This is a genomic window from Cupriavidus ulmosensis, from assembly GCF_977008105.1.
Genome location: NZ_CDRMWP010000001.1, coordinates 4245714 through 4263569, shown reverse-complemented (window position 1 = coordinate 4263569; position 17856 = coordinate 4245714). Strand labels below are relative to the sequence as shown.

At 67.8% G+C, this 17856-nt stretch carries 13 protein-coding genes and 1 tRNA gene; 8 read left to right on the top strand and 6 right to left on the bottom strand.

Annotation, left to right across the window (positions count from 1 at the left end; translation table 11 throughout):
- Nucleotides 1–64: 64 nt before the first annotated feature.
- The 4 genes from ACWTPI_RS19665 to ACWTPI_RS19650 all read right to left on the bottom strand — a co-directional run bounded on the left by ACWTPI_RS19665 (nucleotide 65) and on the right by ACWTPI_RS19650 (nucleotide 5721).
- Entirely contained in the window at nucleotides 65–2767 is a 2703-nt protein-coding gene (locus ACWTPI_RS19665) for a DNA topoisomerase III (RefSeq protein WP_454732400.1), read from the bottom strand.
- A gap of 154 nt (nucleotides 2768–2921) precedes the next feature.
- Entirely contained in the window at nucleotides 2922–3326 is a 405-nt protein-coding gene (locus tag ACWTPI_RS19660) for a thioredoxin family protein (RefSeq protein WP_020206584.1), read from the bottom strand.
- Nucleotides 3327–3403: 77 nt separating this feature from the next.
- Entirely contained in the window at nucleotides 3404–4543 is a 1140-nt protein-coding gene (gene dprA, locus ACWTPI_RS19655; RefSeq protein ID WP_059410945.1) for a DNA-processing protein DprA, read from the bottom strand.
- Nucleotides 4540–5721, bottom strand: a complete 1182-nt coding sequence (locus ACWTPI_RS19650; RefSeq protein WP_029044369.1) for a LysM peptidoglycan-binding domain-containing protein — start codon at nucleotides 5719–5721, stop codon at nucleotides 4540–4542. Before ACWTPI_RS19650 ends, dprA begins: the two co-directional genes overlap by 4 nt.
- A gap of 160 nt (nucleotides 5722–5881) precedes the next feature.
- On the opposite strand from ACWTPI_RS19650, the gene def reads away from it, so the two are divergent.
- The 8 genes from def (at nucleotide 5882) to ACWTPI_RS19610 (ending at nucleotide 14729) form a co-directional block, all read left to right on the top strand.
- Nucleotides 5882–6388 (top strand): peptide deformylase, encoded by a 507-nt coding sequence (def, locus tag ACWTPI_RS19645; RefSeq protein WP_029044370.1) that lies wholly within the window; start codon nucleotides 5882–5884, stop codon nucleotides 6386–6388.
- Nucleotides 6389–6497: 109 nt separating this feature from the next.
- Complete coding sequence (fmt, locus tag ACWTPI_RS19640; protein ID WP_454732399.1) at nucleotides 6498–7526, top strand: methionyl-tRNA formyltransferase; 1029 nt, start codon at nucleotides 6498–6500, stop codon at nucleotides 7524–7526.
- Nucleotides 7527–7935: 409 nt separating this feature from the next.
- The gene (gene htpX, locus ACWTPI_RS19635) at nucleotides 7936–8796 is read left to right on the top strand and encodes a zinc metalloprotease HtpX (RefSeq protein WP_454732398.1); all 861 of its coding nucleotides are present in this window, start codon (nucleotides 7936–7938) and stop codon (nucleotides 8794–8796) included.
- Nucleotides 8797–9073: 277 nt separating this feature from the next.
- Nucleotides 9074–10435, top strand: a complete 1362-nt coding sequence (gene rsmB / locus ACWTPI_RS19630) for a 16S rRNA (cytosine(967)-C(5))-methyltransferase RsmB (protein WP_454732397.1) — start codon at nucleotides 9074–9076, stop codon at nucleotides 10433–10435.
- A 151-nt stretch (nucleotides 10436–10586) separates the two neighbouring features.
- Nucleotides 10587–11345, top strand: a complete 759-nt coding sequence (locus ACWTPI_RS19625) for a DUF4390 domain-containing protein (RefSeq protein ID WP_020206592.1) — start codon at nucleotides 10587–10589, stop codon at nucleotides 11343–11345.
- Entirely contained in the window at nucleotides 11342–13831 is a 2490-nt protein-coding gene (locus ACWTPI_RS19620; protein WP_059410941.1) for a sensor histidine kinase, read from the top strand. The genes ACWTPI_RS19625 and ACWTPI_RS19620 overlap by 4 nt, the downstream gene beginning before the upstream one ends.
- Before the next feature lie 55 nt (nucleotides 13832–13886).
- Nucleotides 13887–14594, top strand: coding sequence for a response regulator (locus ACWTPI_RS19615; protein WP_059410940.1), 708 nt, complete (start codon nucleotides 13887–13889; stop codon nucleotides 14592–14594).
- A 59-nt stretch (nucleotides 14595–14653) separates the two neighbouring features.
- Nucleotides 14654–14729: transfer RNA gene (locus ACWTPI_RS19610), tRNA-Phe, on the top strand.
- Between the two features lie 517 nt (nucleotides 14730–15246).
- Here ACWTPI_RS19610 and ACWTPI_RS19605 read toward each other — a convergent pair.
- On the bottom strand, nucleotides 15247–16413 hold the full coding sequence (locus tag ACWTPI_RS19605) for an HNH endonuclease family protein (RefSeq protein ID WP_454732396.1): 1167 nt from the start codon (nucleotides 16411–16413) through the stop codon (nucleotides 15247–15249).
- The gene (locus tag ACWTPI_RS19600; protein WP_454732395.1) at nucleotides 16410–17618 is read right to left on the bottom strand and encodes an adenine-specific methyltransferase EcoRI family protein; all 1209 of its coding nucleotides are present in this window, start codon (nucleotides 17616–17618) and stop codon (nucleotides 16410–16412) included. Before ACWTPI_RS19600 ends, ACWTPI_RS19605 begins: the two co-directional genes overlap by 4 nt.
- Nucleotides 17619–17856 lie beyond the last annotated feature (238 nt).

Below are 17856 nucleotides of genomic sequence, written 5' to 3'. Positions count from 1 at the left end.
GGCGGGCGGCGCGCCGCCGCGCCGCCTGGTCCGCCTGTCGCCGGTCAGCCTGCCGCCGGCGCGCTTACTCCTCGGCGTCGGCCGTAGCCTCGTCGCCGGCGCGCGACTTGCCGGTGGCGCGCTTGGCCGCCGGCGCCTTGGCGGCGGCCTTCTTGGCGGCGGCCTTCTTGGCGGCGGGCGCCTTCTTGGCCGGCACCTTGGCGGCCGGCTTGGCGGTCTTCTCCGCGGCCTGCGCCTCGTCGTCGCCGGCGCGCGCGGCCGCGCTCTTCGCGGCGGCGCCCTTGGCGGCCGGCTTAGCCCCGGCCTTGGGCTCGCGCGCCTCGAACTCGAAGCCGATCTTGCCGTCCGGCTGCTTGACCAGGAAGGCCTTGAAGTTGCGCCCGGTGCGCGAGGACTTGAAGCCGGTCAGCAGGTCGGTGCGGCCGGCGCCGAGCAGCTTGCCGATCTGCTCGCGCGAGATCTCCTGCTGCAGGATGATCTTGCCGGTGGTGAAGTCGCAGGTCTTCGGGCTGGCCACGGCGTTCTCGCACACGTACTTCATGCCGTGCTCGTACACCGCGCCGGCGCACTTGGGACAGGCGCCGACCGATTCCTGGCCGCTGAAGTCGATCGGCTCGCCGTCGTTGTCGTCGTCGTTCTGGCCAAAGTCGAACTCCATCTTGTAGTGGCCTTCGTCGTCCTTGGACAGCTTGAGGATGGCGGCGAACGGGCGGCCCATCTTGCTGCGGAAACCCTGCAGCGGACCGATCTCCTTCTTGAGCAGCAGCTCTTCCACCTCGTCGATCTCGAACTGGCGCCCGCCCGGGATCTTGCTGATCGAGAAGTCGCACGCGGTGCAGGCAAAGCGGCGGTAGTTCTCCTTGACCTTGCTGCCGCACTGCGGGCACGGCGTGTGCAGCGTGGCGTAGTCGCCCGGGATGGTGTCGCTGTCGTATTCCTTGGCGCGCTTGACGATCTGCTGGGTCATCTGCGCGATCTCGCGCATGAACTCGTCGCGCTTGAGGCCGCCGCGCTCGATCTGCGACAGCTTGTGCTCCCACTCGCCGGTCAGCTCGGCCTGCGTGAGTTCCTGCACGCCCAGGCCGCGCAGCAGCGTCATGAGCTGGAAGGCCTTGGCGGTCGGGATCAGCTCGCGGCCTTCGCGCACCAGGTATTTTTCGGCCAGCAGGCCTTCGATGATGGCCGCGCGCGTGGCCGGCGTGCCCAGGCCCTTGCCGGCCATCGCCTCGCGCAGCGCGTCGTCGTCCACCAGCTTGCCGGCGCCTTCCATCGCGGACAGCAGCGTGGCTTCGTTGTAGCGCGCGGGCGGCTTGGTGGTCAGGCCGACGCTGTCGACCTTGTCGACCTTGACGCGCTCGTCCTTGGCCACCGCCACCAGGTTGGCCTCGGCGCCCTGGGCTTCGCGCCCGTAGACCACCAGCCAGCCCGGGTTGACCAGCACCTTGCCTTCGGTCTTGAAGTGATGGCCGGCGACCTCGGTCACGCGCGTCGTGACCAGGAACTCGGCCGCCGGGAAGAACACCGCCAGGAAGCGGCGCACCACCAGGTCGTACAGCTTCTGCTCGGGCTCCGACAGGTTCTTCGGCGCCTGCAGCGTGGGGATGATGGCGAAGTGGTCGCTGATCTTGCTGTTGTCGAAGATCTTCTTGTTGGGCTTGATCCAGCCGCTGGCCAGCACCTTCTTGGCGTGCGGCAGGTAGTTCGGCGAGCTCTCGGCGAGCATGTCCATGGTCTGCTTGACCGTGTCCATGTAGTCCTCGGGCAGCGCGCGCGCGTCGGTACGCGGATAGGTCAGCACCTTGTGCTTCTCGTACAGCGCCTGCGCCAGGCCGAGCGTATTCTTGGCCGAGAAGCCGAAGCGCGAGTTGGCCTCGCGCTGCAGCGTGGTCAGGTCGAACAGCGCCGGCGACTGCTGCGTGGAGGGCTTGGATTCCTCGGTGACGGTGCCGGTCTTGTCGCGGCAGGCCGCGACGATGCTCTTGGCCTCGGCCTCGCTCCACAGGCGCGAGTCGCGCGCCTCGGGATCGAACTCGTTCTTCTTGAACTTGGGATCGAACCAGCGGCCTTCGTACAGGCCCGCGGCGGCGATGAACTCGGCGCGCACTTCCCAGTAGTCGCGCGGCACGAACTTCTTGATCTTCTCCTCGCGCTCCACCACGATCGACAGCGTCGGCGTCTGCACGCGGCCCACGGTGGTCAGGAAGAAGCCACCGCCCTTGCTGTTGAAGGCGGTCATGGCGCGCGTGCCGTTGATGCCGACCAGCCAGTCGGCCTCCGAACGGCAGCGCGCGGCGTCGGCCAGCGGCAGCATGTCGGCGTCGTCGCGCAGGCGGGCGAAGCCGTCGCGGATGGCCTGCGGCGTCATCGACTGCAGCCACAGGCGCTGCACCGGCTGGCGGGCCTTGGCCTGCTGCTGGATCAGGCGGAAGATCAGCTCGCCCTCGCGCCCCGCGTCGCAGGCGTTGACCAGCGCGGTGACGTCCTTGCGCTTGATCAGGCGGTTGAGCACCTTGAGCCGAGACTCGGTCTTGGCGATCGGGCGCAGGTCGAAGTGCGGCGGGATCACCGGCAGGTTGGCGAAGCTCCACTTGCCGCGCTTGACCTCGTATTCGTCCGGGGCGGCGATTTCCACCAGGTGGCCGACGGCCGACGAAAGCACGTAATCGTCACTCTCGAAGTATTCGTCATGCTTGGTAAAGCCCCCGAGGGCACGGGCTATATCGGCCGCAACCGATGGCTTTTCCGCGATGATGAGGGCTTTTGACATGGATCGGTCCTTGCTGGCCGCTCGTCGGCGAGCCTGCGAATTGTTGCCACTGAAGGCTCTGCACTATATGTAAACAGCGAGCCGGGGGCTTTGAGGCGCCAATAATAAGCGCGGTTCCGACGGCGGTGCAAGCCGGCCACCGCCGCCGGCGCCTTCAAACGGTGCCGCCCCCGCCCCGCAGCCATGCCAGCACGTCCGGGATTTCGGCGCCCGCCGGCAGCGTCATGGCCGCGCCACGCGCCAGCATACGCTCGAGCACCTCGATGTGCGGCAGCAGCGTGCCGTAGAACTGCGGCGCGCCGCCGGCCGCCGGCTGCACCAGCACGGTCGGGAAATTCTCGATGTCGAGGTCGCCCAGCCGGTCGGCGTGGGTCTCGATGTCGATCCAGACGAAGCAGTCGTCCGGGAAACGCGCCGCCAGCGCCTGCAGCGCCTCCAGGTAGTCCCGGCAGGTGCCGCACCAGGCAGCGCACAGGCAGGCCACCAGGCGGCCCTGCGCACGCGCTGCCAGCGCCTGGGCGAGCTCGCCCGCATTGTGCTCCGGAAAGTAAACGGTCATGGCAGCCTAAACATGAGCCTTTTCAGGCACGGGAATCGCTTGATTGTAGCGGTCGGCGAAAAAAGCGTGCGCCACGCTCAGCCCAGCCGCCGGTAGACATTGCCGGGCAGGCGCTCCGCCGCCCCCTCCAGTTCCAGCGCCAGCAGCGCGGCCGCCACCTGCTCGGGCGGCAGCGCGGCGCGCGCGCACAGGGTGTCGAACGCGACCGGGCCGTGGGTGAGCGCCGCGCCGAGCGGGTCGGCGGGGCGCGGCGCCGGCGTGGAGGCGGCCGGCGCCGCGCCGCGGGCAGCCATGCCGAGCTCCTCCAGCACGTCCTGCGCGGTCTCCACCAGCTTGGCGCCCTGCCGGATCAGCAGGTGGCAGCCCTTGGACAGCGGCGCGTGGATCGAGCCGGGCATGGCGTAGACCTCGCGGCCGAGCTCGGCGGCCAGCCGCGCGGTGATCAGCGAGCCCGAGCGCGCCGCCGCCTCCACCACCAGCACGCCGCGCGCCAGCGCCGCGATGATGCGGTTGCGCTGCGGGAAATGCTGGCTGCGCGGCGCGGTGCCGAGCGGGAATTCGCTGACGATGGCGCCGGCGCCAGCGATGCGGTGCGCCAGCGCGCGGTGGCGCGCGGGGTAGACCACGTCGACGCCGGTGCCGATCACCGCCACGGTGCCGCCCGGGCCGGCCAGCGCGCCGTCATGGGCGGCGCCGTCGATGCCCAGCGCCAGGCCCGACACCACCGCCAGCCCAGCCCGCGACAGCGCGCCGGCGAAGCGCCGCGCGTCCTCCGCGCCCTGCACGGTGGCGTTGCGCGCGCCCACCATCGCCACGGCGGCGCGGGCCAGCAGGTCGAGCCGGCCCTTGACGTACAGCAGCGGGGGCGGGTCGGCCAGATCGAGCAGCGCGCGCGGGTAGGCCGCGTCGGCCAGCGTGAGCACGTGGTTGCCGGGTTCGGCCGCCCATGCCGCGGTGCGCCCGGCCAGCGCCAGCGTGGCGGCGTCCGGCGGCGCCAGCAGCGCGCGGACATGGCGGGCGGGCACGACCCGCGACAGGGTGGCGGCATCGAGCGCGAACAGCTGCTGCGGTAGCCCGAACGCGGCCAGCAACTGCCGCACGGCGGCCTTGCCGAGGCCGGGGACGCGCGTGAGCCGCAGCCAGGCCGCGATCTCGGCGGCGTCCGCCGTGGTGGCCGCCGCCGTCGAGGCCGCGCCCGCTGCCGTGCGTGCCGTCAACGCGGGGACGTGATGCGGTCGCCCACCTCGATCGAGTTCGAGGCATCGGTGACCAGGGCGTAGGCCACGCCCGGAAACACCCGGAACACGAAGGCCAGCCCGTAGCGCTCGTCGGGCAGCTGGACCTTGCGGTTGCCGTCGGTGGCGTCGCGCACCACCTGTCCGGCGCGCGACAGCGCCACCACGTGGCCGGGCTCCAGGCCCGCGGCGCCGCCGAGGTTAAGCACGATCACCTGCTTGGCGCCGCCAAACTGCACGCCGCCGTAGACCGCCGCGATGCGGCCGTCGACCAGCATGTCGGGCGCGTGCGGGATGTAGCGCACCGGCTCGCGCGCGGGCTGGGGCATCAGCAGCGTGCCGGTGCCCATTTCCTGCTGCGCCTGCGTGACCTGCACCGTGGTGACGGCCTCGAAGCCTTCGGGCGGGCGCGACACGCGCACGTTGCCCTGGTATTCGGCCTCGAACGCCAGCACGCGGCCGCTGGCCGGGTCGCGGATCGGCTTGACCGGCTTGAAGGCCTGCCAGTCGCTGCCGACCACGGCCTCGGGCGGGGAGATGCCGCGCACGTAGGCGGTGTCGCCCATGCCGAGGTAGACGCGTGGCTCGGGCAGGGCAATGATGCGCGCGGAGGTGGCCAGCGTGCCTTCGTCCACCACCTGCGGGCGGATCAGGAAGGGCTCGATGTCCTTGGCGGGAATGCTGGCGATGGCACCGTCGGGCCCGCCCTCGCCGCGCACCGCGGGCGTGAGGCGGACCGTGTCGCCGTCGGCGGGCGTGGTGGAGAGCCAGGCGCGGCCGTCGCGCTGAATCAGGTACAGCACCTGGCCCGGGTAGATCAGGTGCGGGTTGCGGATCTGCTGCCGGTTCATGCCCCACAGCTCGGGCCAGCGCCACGGCTGGCGCAGGAAGCGCCCGGAGATGCCCCACAGCGTGTCGCCGCCGCGCACCACGTACTGGGGAGGCGCGTCCGCGGCCAGGTCGGCGGCGGGGATGCCCTGCTGCGCGGTGGCCTGGGCCTGCGCCTGCTGGGCCGGCGTGACCGGAGTGATCGCGCGCCCGGTGGCCTGCGCCGCCGCGCCCGCGGCGGCAGTGATGCCAGCCGCACACAACATCCAACGGGCAAACGCGTACTGCCTGCGGCGGGGCGCCGCCTGGTGTTCTTTGGTAAGATCGCGCATTTTCTCGAACCGGCTGGCAGAACAGCCGGATTGACCCTGGAGAGCGTGCCTGCTGCGGCGCGCCTTGAATTTTTGTACTTGCGCCCCGATTCTGCATGTAAACACCCGTCGCCGCAACGCGGGCCACATGTGTGAGCAGTGGGCGTTGCGCCCCAGCATCATGGCCAAACTCGACATCCTGACCTACCCCGATCCCCGCCTGCATATCGTGGCAAAACCGGTTGCCGCGGTGGACGACCGCATCCGCCAGCTGGTGCAGGACATGGCCGAGACCATGTACGAAGCGCCCGGCATCGGCCTGGCCGCGACCCAGGTCAACGTGCACGAGCAGGTGGTGGTGATCGACATCTCCGAGACCCGCGACGAGCTGCGCGTGTTCATCAACCCGGAAATCGTCTGGGCCAGCGACAACCGCAAGGTGTGGGAAGAGGGCTGCCTGTCGGTGCCCGAGGTCTACGACCGCGTGGAGCGCCCGGACCGCGTGCGCGTGCGCGCGCTCAACGAGAAGGGCGAGACCTTCGAGCTGGACGCGGACGAGCTGCTGGCGGTGTGCATCCAGCACGAGATGGACCACCTCAAGGGCAAGGTGTTCGTGGAATACCTGTCGCCGCTCAAGATCCAGCGCATCAAGTCCAAGCTGCACAAGCGCGAGCGCGCGCGCATGTAGTTCGCATGCAGCGCCGGCACCGCGTGCCGCTCTGCTATCGTATTGCCTTCCCCATGATTCCCCCGCCGGCCGCTGATGCGGCCGGCGCCGCTTTACGCCGGAGCGCTCCATGACAGACGTGTCCCAACCCGCCAGCCCGTGCGCGGCGCTGCGCGTCGCCTTCGCCGGCACGCCCGAGTTCGCCCGCGTGGCGCTGGCCGCCATCCACGAGGCCGGCTTCCCGGTGGTGGCCGTGCTCAGCCAGCCGGACCGCCCGGCCGGGCGCGGCCTGCAACTGCAGGCCGGCCCGGTCAAGCAGTACGCGCTGGAGCAGGGTCTCGCGCCGGTGCTGCAGCCGCGCTCCCTGCGCCGCCACGGCAAGTACCCGGAAGAAGCCGGCGCCGCCGTCGACACGCTCGCGCGGATCGCGCCGGACGTGATGGTGGTGGCCGCCTACGGCCTGATCCTGCCGGCCGAGGTGCTGGCGCTGCCGCGCCTGGGCTGCCTCAACATCCACGGCTCGCTGCTGCCGCGCTGGCGCGGCGCGGCGCCGATCCACCGCGCCATCGAGGCCGGCGACGCCGAGACCGGCATCACGCTGATGCAGATGGACGAAGGCCTGGATACCGGCGCCATGCTGACCCGCGCAGCGGTGCCCATCGGCCCGCGCGACACCACCGCCACGCTGCACGATACGCTGGCCGCGCTGGGCGGGCGCATGGTGGTGGACGCGCTGCGCCGGCTGGCCGCGGGCGAGCGCCTGCCGGCCACGCCGCAACCGGCCGCGGGCGTCACCTACGCCGAGAAAATCGGCAAGGACGAAGCTCCGCTGGACCTGCGCCGCGCGGCCACCGCGCTGGCCGCGCAGGTGCGCGCGTTCAATCCCTTCCCGGGCGCCACGCTGCAGGTCGGCCCGACCGTCATCAAGTGCTGGCAGGCCGAGGCGCTGCCGGGCCACGCCACCGATCATGCCGGCCACGAGCCGGGCACGGTGCTGGCCGCCGATGCCGCCGGCGTGGTGATCGCCTGCGGCGACGGCGCGCTGCGCGTGACCGAGCTGCAGAAGCCGGGCGGGCGCCGCCTGCCGGCCCAGGCGTTCCTGCAGGGCATGCCGCTGCCGCCGGGCACGCGCTGCGCCTTGCCCGAAGCCGGCGCATGATGCCGCCGATGCCGTCCATGCCGCGCCGTCGTTTCGCGCGCTCCGTCGTTTCCGTTCCCGCCAGGAGGCCACGATGCGTCGGCGCGGTGTTCCTGCCCGATGTGACGCCGGACCCGGATACCGCCTGCATCGTCGGGCGCCGCGCAGAGTGGCCGGCGTGGTCTCGGCGCCGCGCCTGAAGTGCTGGCTGGACCGCTTCGCCGGCGTCGCCTTCACCGGGCCGGGCGCGCGCCCGGCGCCGATGCTGCGCTGGCCCCGCTGCCTGAAAAACAGGCAGCGGACGGTTGAATTCCGGCCGCGGGATACTATCTAAAGATCACCATGCCGGGTTTGCCGGACATGGCCGGCCCGGCCTTCCGCACCGTGCCGCGGAACCGCTTGCGGAACTGACTTCTTCGGAGCCAAGGCAATGTTCAACTGGGTCAAGACCTTCATGCTGATGGCCGCCATCACGGCGCTGTTCATCGTCATCGGCGGCATGATCGGTGGCCGCAGCGGCATGATGTTCGCGCTGGTCATGGCGCTGGGCATGAATTTCTTCTCGTACTGGTTCTCGGACAAGATGGTCCTGCGCATGTACAACGCGCAGGAGGTCGACGCCAGCACCGCGCCGCAGTTCTACCGCATGGTGCAGGAGCTGGCGCAGCGCGCCCAGCTGCCGATGCCGCGCGTGTACCTGATCAACGAGGACGCGCCCAACGCGTTCGCCACCGGCCGCAATCCGGAACATGCCGCGGTGGCGGCCACCACCGGCATCCTGCGCGTGCTGTCCGAGCGCGAGCTGCGCGGCGTGATGGCGCACGAGCTGGCCCACGTGCAGCACCGCGACATCCTGATCTCGACCATCGCCGCCACGATGGCCGGCGCCATCGCCGCGCTGGCCAACTTCGCCATGTTCTTCGGCGGGCGCGACGAGAACGGCAACCGCGCCAACCCGATCGCCAGCATCGCCGTGGCGATCCTGGCGCCGCTGGCGGCCTCGCTGATCCAGATGGCGATCTCGCGCGCGCGCGAATTCGAGGCCGACCGCGGCGGCGCCACCATCAGCGGCGACCCGCAGGCGCTGGCGATGGCGCTCGACAAGATCCACCGCTACGCGCAGGGCATCCCGTTCCAGACCGCGGAGGAACATCCCGCCACGGCGCAGATGATGATCATGAACCCGCTCTCGGGCGGCGGCATCGCCAACCTGTTCTCGACCCATCCGGCCACCGAGGAACGCATCGCGCGGCTGATGCAGATGGCGCAGACCGGCACCTATCCGACTTGAAGCGGCCTGATTCGGCTTGAAGCGGCGCGATGCATCGGAGCCATCCGATCCATCCGCTCCGTCCGATGGCGATCTGACCCGGCAGCCGGCAAAAAAGCCGGCCGCGGCCATACAAGGTAAACTGCCCGCCGTGCTTCCCCTGGAAACGGCGGGCAGTTCGTTTCCGGCCCCGCCCGGCCTGGCTGGCCCGCTGCCAGCGCCCGCGGCGCGGCTGCCTGCTTTTTTTCGCGCCACCGCGTCACCGCGCCATCGCCTTACCGCTTCACTGCCCACTGTCATGCGCCTGCCACACGAATCCCTCGCCTTCCAGATGCTCGCCGCCGCGACTGCCGTGCGCGGCGTCAACGAAGGCAGCGCGCTGCCGCTGGCCATCGACAACGCCGCCGCGCAGTTCCGCCTCGACCGCGTGCGCGACGCCGCCACGCGCGGCGCGCTGCAGGACCTGGCCTACCGCACCATGCGCCAGTTCGGCACGGCGCGCGCGCTGGTCACGAAGCTGGTGACGCGCCCGCCCGGCGCGCAGGTGGATTCGCTGCTGGCGGTGGCGCTGGCGCTGCTTGTCGAGGACGAGCAGGGCGAGGGCGGCTATACCGAGTTCACGGTGGTGGACCAGGCCGTCAGCGCCGCCGCGTCCGAGCCGAAGACCGCGCACGCGCGCGGGCTGGTCAATGCGGTGCTGCGCCGTTTCCTGCGCGAGCGCCGCGCGCTGCTCGAAGACGTGCGCCGCGACGACGAGGCGCGCTGGAACCTGCCCGCGTGGTGGCTGAAGATGCTGCGCGACGCCTATCCCGGCGAGTGGGCCGCGCTGGCCGAAAGCGCCAACGTGCGCCCGCCGATGACCCTGCGCGTCAACACCGCGCGCGTCCCGGTGCCCGACTACCTCACGCGCGTGGCCAATGCCGGCATGGCGGGCACGGCCATCGGCACGCAGGCGGTGCGGCTGGTGCGCGCGTTCCCGGTGTCGCAGATTCCCGGGTTTGCCCAGGGCGACGTCTCGGTACAGGACGCCGGCGCGCAGCTGGCCGCGCCGCTGCTGGAGCTGGCTGACGGCCAGCGCGTGCTCGACGCGTGCGCCGCGCCCGGCGGCAAGACCGGCCACATCCTGGAGCTGGCGCGCGTCGACGTGACCGCGCTCGAGAGCGATGCCCAGCGCGCCGCGCGCATCGACGAGAACCTCGCGCGCCTGGGCCAGCAGGCCAAGGTGGTGGTGGGCGACGCGAGCCGCCCGCAGGACTGGTGGGACGGCCAGCCGTTCGACCGCATCCTGGCCGACGTGCCATGCTCGGCCTCGGGCATCGTGCGCCGCCATCCGGACATCCGCTGGCTGCGCCGCGAGGTGGACATCGCGCGCCTGGTGACGGAGCAGCGGCGCATCGTTTCGCAGCTCTGGAACCTGCTCAAGCCGGGCGGCATCCTGGTCTACGTCACCTGTTCTATTTTCCCAACGGAGGGCGAGGAGCAGGCGCGCTGGTTTGGTGCACAGCTACCAGATGCGATACGATTGCAGGCGCCCGGCCAGATGCTGCCGGGCAGTAGAGAGCATGGCGCGCAGGCGGCCGGCGGCGGGAGTGCCGGCCGGGACAATCTGCCCTCCGATCACGATGGCTTCTTCTACGCGCGCTTCCAGAAACGACCCTGACCGCTCCCGACCGCTGCCAATGCCGAATCCGCTTCGCTTGTTCGTCCTTCGCGTCCCTGACGACAATGCGTGCGTATGCCTGGCGGCAGGCGGTCCCCGGCATGGTGCGCGCGGCGCGCGCGCCTGGCTCGCGTCGTGGTGGCTCGCCGCCATGTTCGCGCTGGCCGCGCTGCTGGCGCTGGCCGCGCTGCCGGGCACCGCGCGCGCCGACGTCATCGAGGTGACGGAAGCCCGCATCGAGTACCAGGACGGCGGCTTCGACCTCGCGGCCAGCTTCGACTTCGACCTGCCGCCGCCGCTCGAGGATGCGCTCAACAAAGGCATCTCGCTCTATTTCGTGGTCGACTTCCAGCTCACGCGCCCGCGCTGGTACTGGTTCGACGAAAAGCCCGTCAACGCCAGCCGCAGCGTGCGGCTGTCCTACCATCCGCTCACGCGCCAGTACCGCGTGTCCACCGGCGGGCTGCAACTGCCGTTCACGCGCCTGAAGGGCGCGCTGCAGTTCATCCAGCGCGTGCGCGGCTGGCGCGTGTTCGACCGCGGCATGGTCAAGGCCGGCGAGACCTACCAGGCCGAGGCGCGCATGCGCCTGGACCTGACGCAGTTGCCCAAGCCGTTCCAGATCAACGCGGTCAACACGCGCGAGTGGAACCTCGCCTCCGAGTGGCGCCACTTCAATTTCACGGTGCCGACCGAGTACCCGCCATCGCCGCCACCCGCGCCGCCGGTGGTACCGGTCGTGCCGGTCGTGCCGGTCGTGCCGGTCCCGGTGCCGCCGCCCGCGCCAGCGCCCGCCTCGGCCGCGTCCGCGCCGGTGGCCGGCGAGACCCGCGCGGTGCCGTTCGCGCAGACCGTGTCCACCGTGCTCTCGCCCACCACTCTGGTGCAGCCGGCCGCGAGCCAGCCATGATCGCCAGCACCAGCCTGTGGGACAGCCGCTTCCGGCGCGTGCTCTACCGCGTGGTGGCGGGCATCATCGTGTTCCTCGCGCTGGTGCTGGTGGCGCTGCTGGCCGGCGCCTCGGCCAACACGGAATTCTTCGACCGCTACTTCACGCTGCTGTTCAAGATCAACCTGGTGATCGGCGTGCTGCTGGTGCTGATCATCGGGGCGCTGGCGCTGACCCTGTGGCTGCGCTACCGGCGCGGCAAGTTCGGCACGCGCCTGATGACCAAGCTCGCCGTGTTCTTCGGCGTGGTCGGTGTGCTGCCCGGCGTGCTGATCTACCTGGTGTCGCTGCAGTTCGTCTCGCGCAGCATCGAGTCGTGGTTCGACGTGCGCGTGGAGACCGCGCTCGAGGCCGGCCTCAACCTCGGCCGCTCCACCATCGACAGCGCGCTGTCCGACCTGCAGGGCAAGGCGCGCCTGATGGCCGACCAGCTCACCAGTTCGTCGAGCGTGGCCACCTCGCTGCAGCTCAACCGCCTGCGCGAGCAGTACGGCGTGCAGGAAGCCGCCATCTTCACCGGCAGCGGGCGCGTGATCGCCACCGCCTCGAGCAACTACGCATCGCTGGTGCCGGACCTGCCCTCGGGCGTGCTGGCCGAGCAGGCGCGGCTGGCCGGCGGCTACGCGGCGGTGGAAGGCGGCACCGACCCGGCCGTCGACGGCCGCCAGCCCGAGCGCACCGACGTCAGCCACCTGTACCGCCTGCGCGTGATCGTGCCGCTCGGCCCCGCGCCGGCCGCGCAGGACAGCGCGCAGCATCCCCCCGGCGCCGAGGCCGCCGGCGCCGCCAGCCGGCCCGCGGCGAAGGCGCCGCCGGCCGCGGTGAGCCGCTGGGCGGGCTCGGGCCTGTCCATCGAGCGCCGCCCCGAGGACGCCGCCTCGTCCGGCTTCGGACTGGTCGGGGAAAGCGTGCGCGAGGAGCGCTACCTGCAGGTCGTGCACCCGGTGCCGGCGGCGCTCGCGCGCAATGCCGACGAAGTCCAGCGCGCGTACCAGGAGTACCAGGAAAAGGCGCTCGGCCGCACCGGCCTGCGCAAGATGTACATCGGCACGCTCACGCTCACGCTGTTCCTCGCCGTGTTCATCGCCGTGATGCTGGCGCTGCTGCTCGGCGGCCAGCTCGCGCGGCCGCTGCTGATGCTGCTGCAGGGAACCAAGGAAGTCGCCGAGGGCGACCTCTCGCCCAAGCGCGAGCTCAAGAGCCGCGACGAGCTCGGCATGCTCACGCAGCAGTTCAACATGATGACGCGCCAGCTGTCCGAGGCGCGCATCGCGGTGGAGCAGAACCGCAGCGCGCTGGAGAAATCCACCGCCTACCTGGAAAGCGTGCTGCAGAATCTCACCGCCGGCGTGTTCGTGTTCGACCGCCGCTTCGTGCTCATCACCGCCAACCCCGGCGCCGAGCGCATCTTCCGCCAGCCGTTCGGCGGCGCGCTGGGCCAGCCCATCGAGGCCATCCCGGTGCTGGGCGCCTTCGGCGACATCGTGCGGCAGGCCTTTTCCGAGCAGAGCACCAGCGAGATGCTGGGTGGCTCGCAGCACTGGCAGAAGCAGATCGAGCTGCCGCAGAGCGACGAGGAGCAGGCCCTCACGCTGCTGGTGCGCGGCGCGCGCCTGCCCGGCGGCGGCAGCGGCGAGCGCAGCGAGCGCGACGAGCCCGGCTACGTGGTGGTGTTCGACGACATCTCCGATGTGATTTCGGCTCAACGCTCGGTGGCGTGGGGCGAAGTGGCGCGGCGCCTCGCGCACGAGATCAAGAACCCGCTCACGCCGATCCAGCTCTCGGCCGAGCGCCTGCAGATGAAGCTCTCGCCTAAATTGGAGGGTCCGGACGCGGATGTGCTAAAGCGCGGGGCCACTACGATCGTTAACCAGGTAGCGGCGATGAAGCGCATGGTCGACGACTTCCGCGACTACGCGCGCACGCCGCCGGCGATGTTGCAGTCACTGCAGCTCAACGCGCTGGTGGCCGAGGTGCTGCATCTGTACGGCATCGACGACGCCGGCGTGCACGAGCATGCCGTGATTCATCCGTCGCTGGCGGCGGGCCTGCCCGAGATCAAGGGCGACCCGACGCAGTTGCGCCAGGTGATCCACAACCTGCTGCAGAATGCGCAGGATGCGGTCGCGGACAACGTCGCGGCGGCCCGTCCGGCGCCCCGTATCGCTCTGCACACCGAGACTGTAGAATACAAAGATTCTGCCGGCGAAGACCGGCAGGCCGTCAAGCTCACCATTGCGGATAACGGTCCCGGTTTCGCCCCGCGCATCCTCAGCCGCGCGTTCGAACCCTACGTGACCACCAAGGCCAAGGGGACCGGCCTGGGGCTCGCGATGGTGAAGAAGATCATTGACGAACACGGCGCCCGCATCGAACTGCGCAATCGCATGGAGGGCACCGAGCTCATCGGGGCGCAGATCTCCATCCTGTTCGTTAAACTGGCATAGTCACAATGTAGCGGCCCCGAACCCGGTGAGCCGCGGTGGGGTCAAGAGGGGAAGTATGGCAACCATCCTCGTAGTCGACGACGAAATGGGTATCCGGGAGCTGCTCTCGGAAATCCTCAGCGACGAAGGCCATGTGGTCGAAGTGGCAGAAAACGCGCAGAAGGCGCGCGAGTACCGTGCCGGCAATACGCCCGACCTGGTGCTGCTTGACATCTGGATGCCCGATACCGACGGCGTCACGCTGCTCAAGGAATGGTCGGCGCAAGGTCTGCTCTGCATGCCCGTCATCATGATGTCGGGGCACGCCACCATCGATACCGCGGTGGAAGCGACCAAGATCGGCGCACTCAATTTCCTCGAGAAACCGATCGCCCTGCAAAAACTGCTGTCGGCAGTCGAGCAGGGTCTGGCGCGCGGCATCGAGCGCCCGCGCGCGGGCGCCGCCGCGACCGGCGCCGCGCTGCCGGCCGCGGGCAACGGCGAGGCCGCCGCGCCGGCCGCCGCCGAAGCCGCCGCCGAGACCGCCAACGGCAGCCCGCAGCGCCTGCCCGAAGCCGAGATGCACTTCTCGTTCGACATGCCGCTGCGCGAGGCGCGCGACCTGTTCGAGCGCGCCTACTTCGAATACCACCTGGTGCGCGAACACGGCAGCATGACGCGCGTGGCCGAGAAAACCGGCCTCGAGCGTACCCACCTCTACCGCAAGCTCAAGCAGCTCGGCGTGGAGCTGGGCCGCAACAAACCCGAGCCCGCGGAGCAGTGAGGAATTTTGCCGGCGGCGCTTGACCGGGTCAAAAAGCGCTGCTATTATTTCGCTTCTTTGGCCCGGTAGCTCAGTCGGTAGAGCAGAGGATTGAAAATCCTTGTGTCGGCGGTTCGATTCCGTCCCAGGCCACCAGAACGTCAAGAAAGCCCAAGATCTAATCAGGTCTTGGGCTTTTTTATTTTCTGGTCTCTATCCGTTCTGGACCATTTCTGGACCGGGGCAGCCCAACGCAGGGCATCCGCACGTCAGGAGCATCGGGACTATCCCTTAGCCGCTCCACTGAGCGATATCTACGCGACGAGCCAAGCTGCTCACAAACGTCGCTCAACGGCGGCCGATAGGGGCTCACCACGACGCTGTCGGCACACATGCAATACCCCTTGGCCGACCGACCCCAAATCGCCACACCCTGGGTGTCCTCGCGCAGTTCAGGTCAATTCGCGTCGACGAATTCTGCACCCCACCCCTGTCACGCGGCTTACGCGGAGAGCGCGGCTTTCAGCCTTCTGCGACCTACCTACGTCGAGCAGGCCAGCCCACCATATTACGCACATCCATCAAACTACGAGGCAAGCCAGAGCGATAAAGCCCTCTTCGTCCACCTTGGAAAGCAATTCAAACCTAGTTCGGCTCGAGTTCTGCGGGTTCTTCACTTGTTCCCTTTCGCTCGGTTATGGGTCTGGCACAGCATCTCGCAGTTGTCGAGATCCGTCATTCCGCCGTTCGCCCACGCCGTCACATGGTCGGCGTCCATTTCGTTCAGCTTGTATGTGCGCTTGGAGTTGCTATTCCCACCGACCGCGCATAGCGGACAGTTGGACAGGCCGCTTGTCTCGGCGGCATTTGTTTGCCGTTCGTACGCGGCACGCTTAATCTTGTCGTCGAATAGCCGGATTGTTAGCAGTTGTGGATCTGACTTGCCACCGAGCAGGTATTCATAAATCCCCTTGGCGTTGTGGACGGCCGGGTCGCCGCGAAGCGCATTGACCTCGACGTCGAGGGCCGCTGCATTGTACGCAGTCGAGTGGTATTGCTCGTAGAGTCGCCCCCATTCAAGACCCTTCATCTCCTTGTCGGGCGAGCGAACAAAGACACTGCCGATCCAGTCGATCACCGAGGTGAAGTAGGCCTTTAGCTCAGCGATGTTGCCATCCTGCCGGTGCTGCGCGAGGTAGGCGTCGGTGCTCTTGTCTTGGGCGGACGCAATCCAGTCGAGTGCTACTTCGAGAACCTCTTGACGCTTCGGGTCCCCTTTGATATACGACAGCCACTTCTGCATGTTGGCGTTGTTCGAGTTGCTGTACTCGGTCTTCGCCTTCGTGATGAACGGGCCAGAATAGATAGCGTTCAACAACTCCTGCTTGTTGAGTGGGACGCCCGAGATGTTGATGGTCTGAAACCACTCCTTAATTTCCTTCTCGGTGCCTTGGCACTCGTAAACCAGCAACTCGCTCTTCTTGAGCAGCTCCTGATCCTCTGGCGGCAGAGACGAGAACGTCTGTTCCTTTCCATCAACGCGGATCGCAAATTTGCCGGTCATGAACCGGCCAATGCTTGTAACCCGTTGTTGCCCGTCGAGAATCTCAAGGACATCGCCATCAACGTTGAAGTAGATCAGGCCGAGCGGATATTTCTTCAGCAGAGAATCGATGACAGCTACATCCCTCTTGCCATCGTTGTAGATGTAATTGCGTTGATACTCGGGCTGAATGACGAGCTTGCCTGACAGGCCATAAAGGCCCTTAGCCTCAAGCTCGTTGTAGACAAATCCAGCAACGACGTCTTCGACGGTGTATTGCTTTAGGTCGGTCTTCACAAGGTGTCCTTTCGACGGATAAGGATGCGCTTGAAGGGAACGTAGTAGCGCGGCTTGGTCAATCCGAGTTTCCGGTGACCGGAGCTGACACTCCCGGTACCGCCCATCTTCTTGTAGATCTTCACGAATTCGTCTCCAAGCGGCGTAACGCCCAATTCACCCATTTGCTCCATGTCCTCGGAACTGCCGATGATCTCGAACTGGTCTGGGTTGTACTTGTCTAGAAAGGTGATGGGGACACCCATGATGCCGTTGAAGTCATCGGGGATAGCATCCACATAAGGCACCTCGATGGCATCGTAGTTGTAATAGCGGCGGTAGCCGATTCCCTTCACATCCTTGTGCCTGCTGAACTTGATGTTGTCGGCCTCGGTCATCATCTGTAAAGGCTCGTGACGCCGGCCGTGGTCGATGTTCGTGAACCAGCAGGAGTTGCCAAGACGCGTGTAGTCACGTTCATCGTCCGAAGGGTAGCCAAGCCTCTCGGCCTTGAGACGGTCAGATTCCTTGATCTCAACGCCCTTGGGAACGCCGAATACCATGTCCGTGTGATTCGCGGTCGCGCCCTTCCAAAGGCGGTTCGCTTGGATGAGCGGGAACGTATCCACGTAGGTCACGGCGTTGCTATTACCGATCATCGAGAACTCTTTGCCAGCCTCGACTACCCAGCCGAGAAACTCCCGGAACAAGCTGAATGGTGGGTTCGTGATGATCATGTCGGACTCGTCGCGGAGCGCGGTTACCTCAGGACTGCGGAAGTCTCCATCACCCTCCAAGTAATCCCATTGGAGATCTTCGATGTTGATGGCACCGTCACCGCTGATGTCCTTGGGCTCCAGAACGAATTTCTTACCGTTGGCCCGCGTCTTGGTCTCGTCGAACTTGGGGTCGCCGGTCTCGAACAAGCTCGGCTGGTAGTACTCACCAGCTGGGTTGCTGTTGGGCGCGTAGGAGGTGGAGATGAGCTTCTTCAGGCCGAAGTCGACAAAGTGCAGCGCAAAGAACTTGGCGAAGTTGGACCATTCTGGATCGTCGCACGGGAGCAAGATCGTCTTGCCCCGGAATACGTTCGGATCGTATTCAAGGTAGGCGTTCATCTCACGCTCGATGTCTGCCCACTGCGTGTAGAATTCATCGTTCTTTCTTGCCTTGGCCGCGTCGAGATTGCGTTTTTGTTTAAATCCGATCCCCATCTGGGTGCTCATAGTCTCTCTTTGGCACTGCCCTCGAACCGAGACAATTTTGTCCATGGCCGATTTTGGTATGTTGTCGCTTCAGCGGCTATGCGGAGCCGCCCCTTTGTTGTGCTGGTGAAGGCCGTGGCGCAGCAAATATCCGAAACCCTAGCGATACGCGCTGCTGCGATCGAAGCTGGATCCAGCGGCACGGAAACCACCGGCATTATCGCGCAGTTGGGCCCAACGGAAAATGGCGATGTTGTGC

Excerpts from the sequence above, each read along its gene's own strand:
- rsmB (WP_454732397.1), top strand. The coding sequence starts at position 9,074 with ATGCGCCTGCCACACGAATCCCTCGCCTTCCAGATGCTCGCCGCCGCG.
- ACWTPI_RS19600 (WP_454732395.1), bottom strand. The coding sequence starts at position 17,618 with ATGAGCACCCAGATGGGGATCGGATTTAAACAAAAACGCAATCTCGAC.
- fmt (WP_454732399.1), top strand. The coding sequence starts at position 6,498 with ATGACAGACGTGTCCCAACCCGCCAGCCCGTGCGCGGCGCTGCGCGTC.
- ACWTPI_RS19665 (WP_454732400.1), bottom strand. The coding sequence starts at position 2,767 with ATGTCAAAAGCCCTCATCATCGCGGAAAAGCCATCGGTTGCGGCCGAT.
- htpX (WP_454732398.1), top strand. The coding sequence starts at position 7,936 with ATGTTCAACTGGGTCAAGACCTTCATGCTGATGGCCGCCATCACGGCG.
- ACWTPI_RS19615 (WP_059410940.1), top strand. The coding sequence starts at position 13,887 with ATGGCAACCATCCTCGTAGTCGACGACGAAATGGGTATCCGGGAGCTG.
- ACWTPI_RS19660 (WP_020206584.1), bottom strand. The coding sequence starts at position 3,326 with ATGACCGTTTACTTTCCGGAGCACAATGCGGGCGAGCTCGCCCAGGCG.
- ACWTPI_RS19620 (WP_059410941.1), top strand. The coding sequence starts at position 11,342 with ATGATCGCCAGCACCAGCCTGTGGGACAGCCGCTTCCGGCGCGTGCTC.
- ACWTPI_RS19650 (WP_029044369.1), bottom strand. The coding sequence starts at position 5,721 with ATGCGCGATCTTACCAAAGAACACCAGGCGGCGCCCCGCCGCAGGCAG.
- ACWTPI_RS19625 (WP_020206592.1), top strand. The coding sequence starts at position 10,587 with ATGTTCGCGCTGGCCGCGCTGCTGGCGCTGGCCGCGCTGCCGGGCACC.
- def (WP_029044370.1), top strand. The coding sequence starts at position 5,882 with ATGGCCAAACTCGACATCCTGACCTACCCCGATCCCCGCCTGCATATC.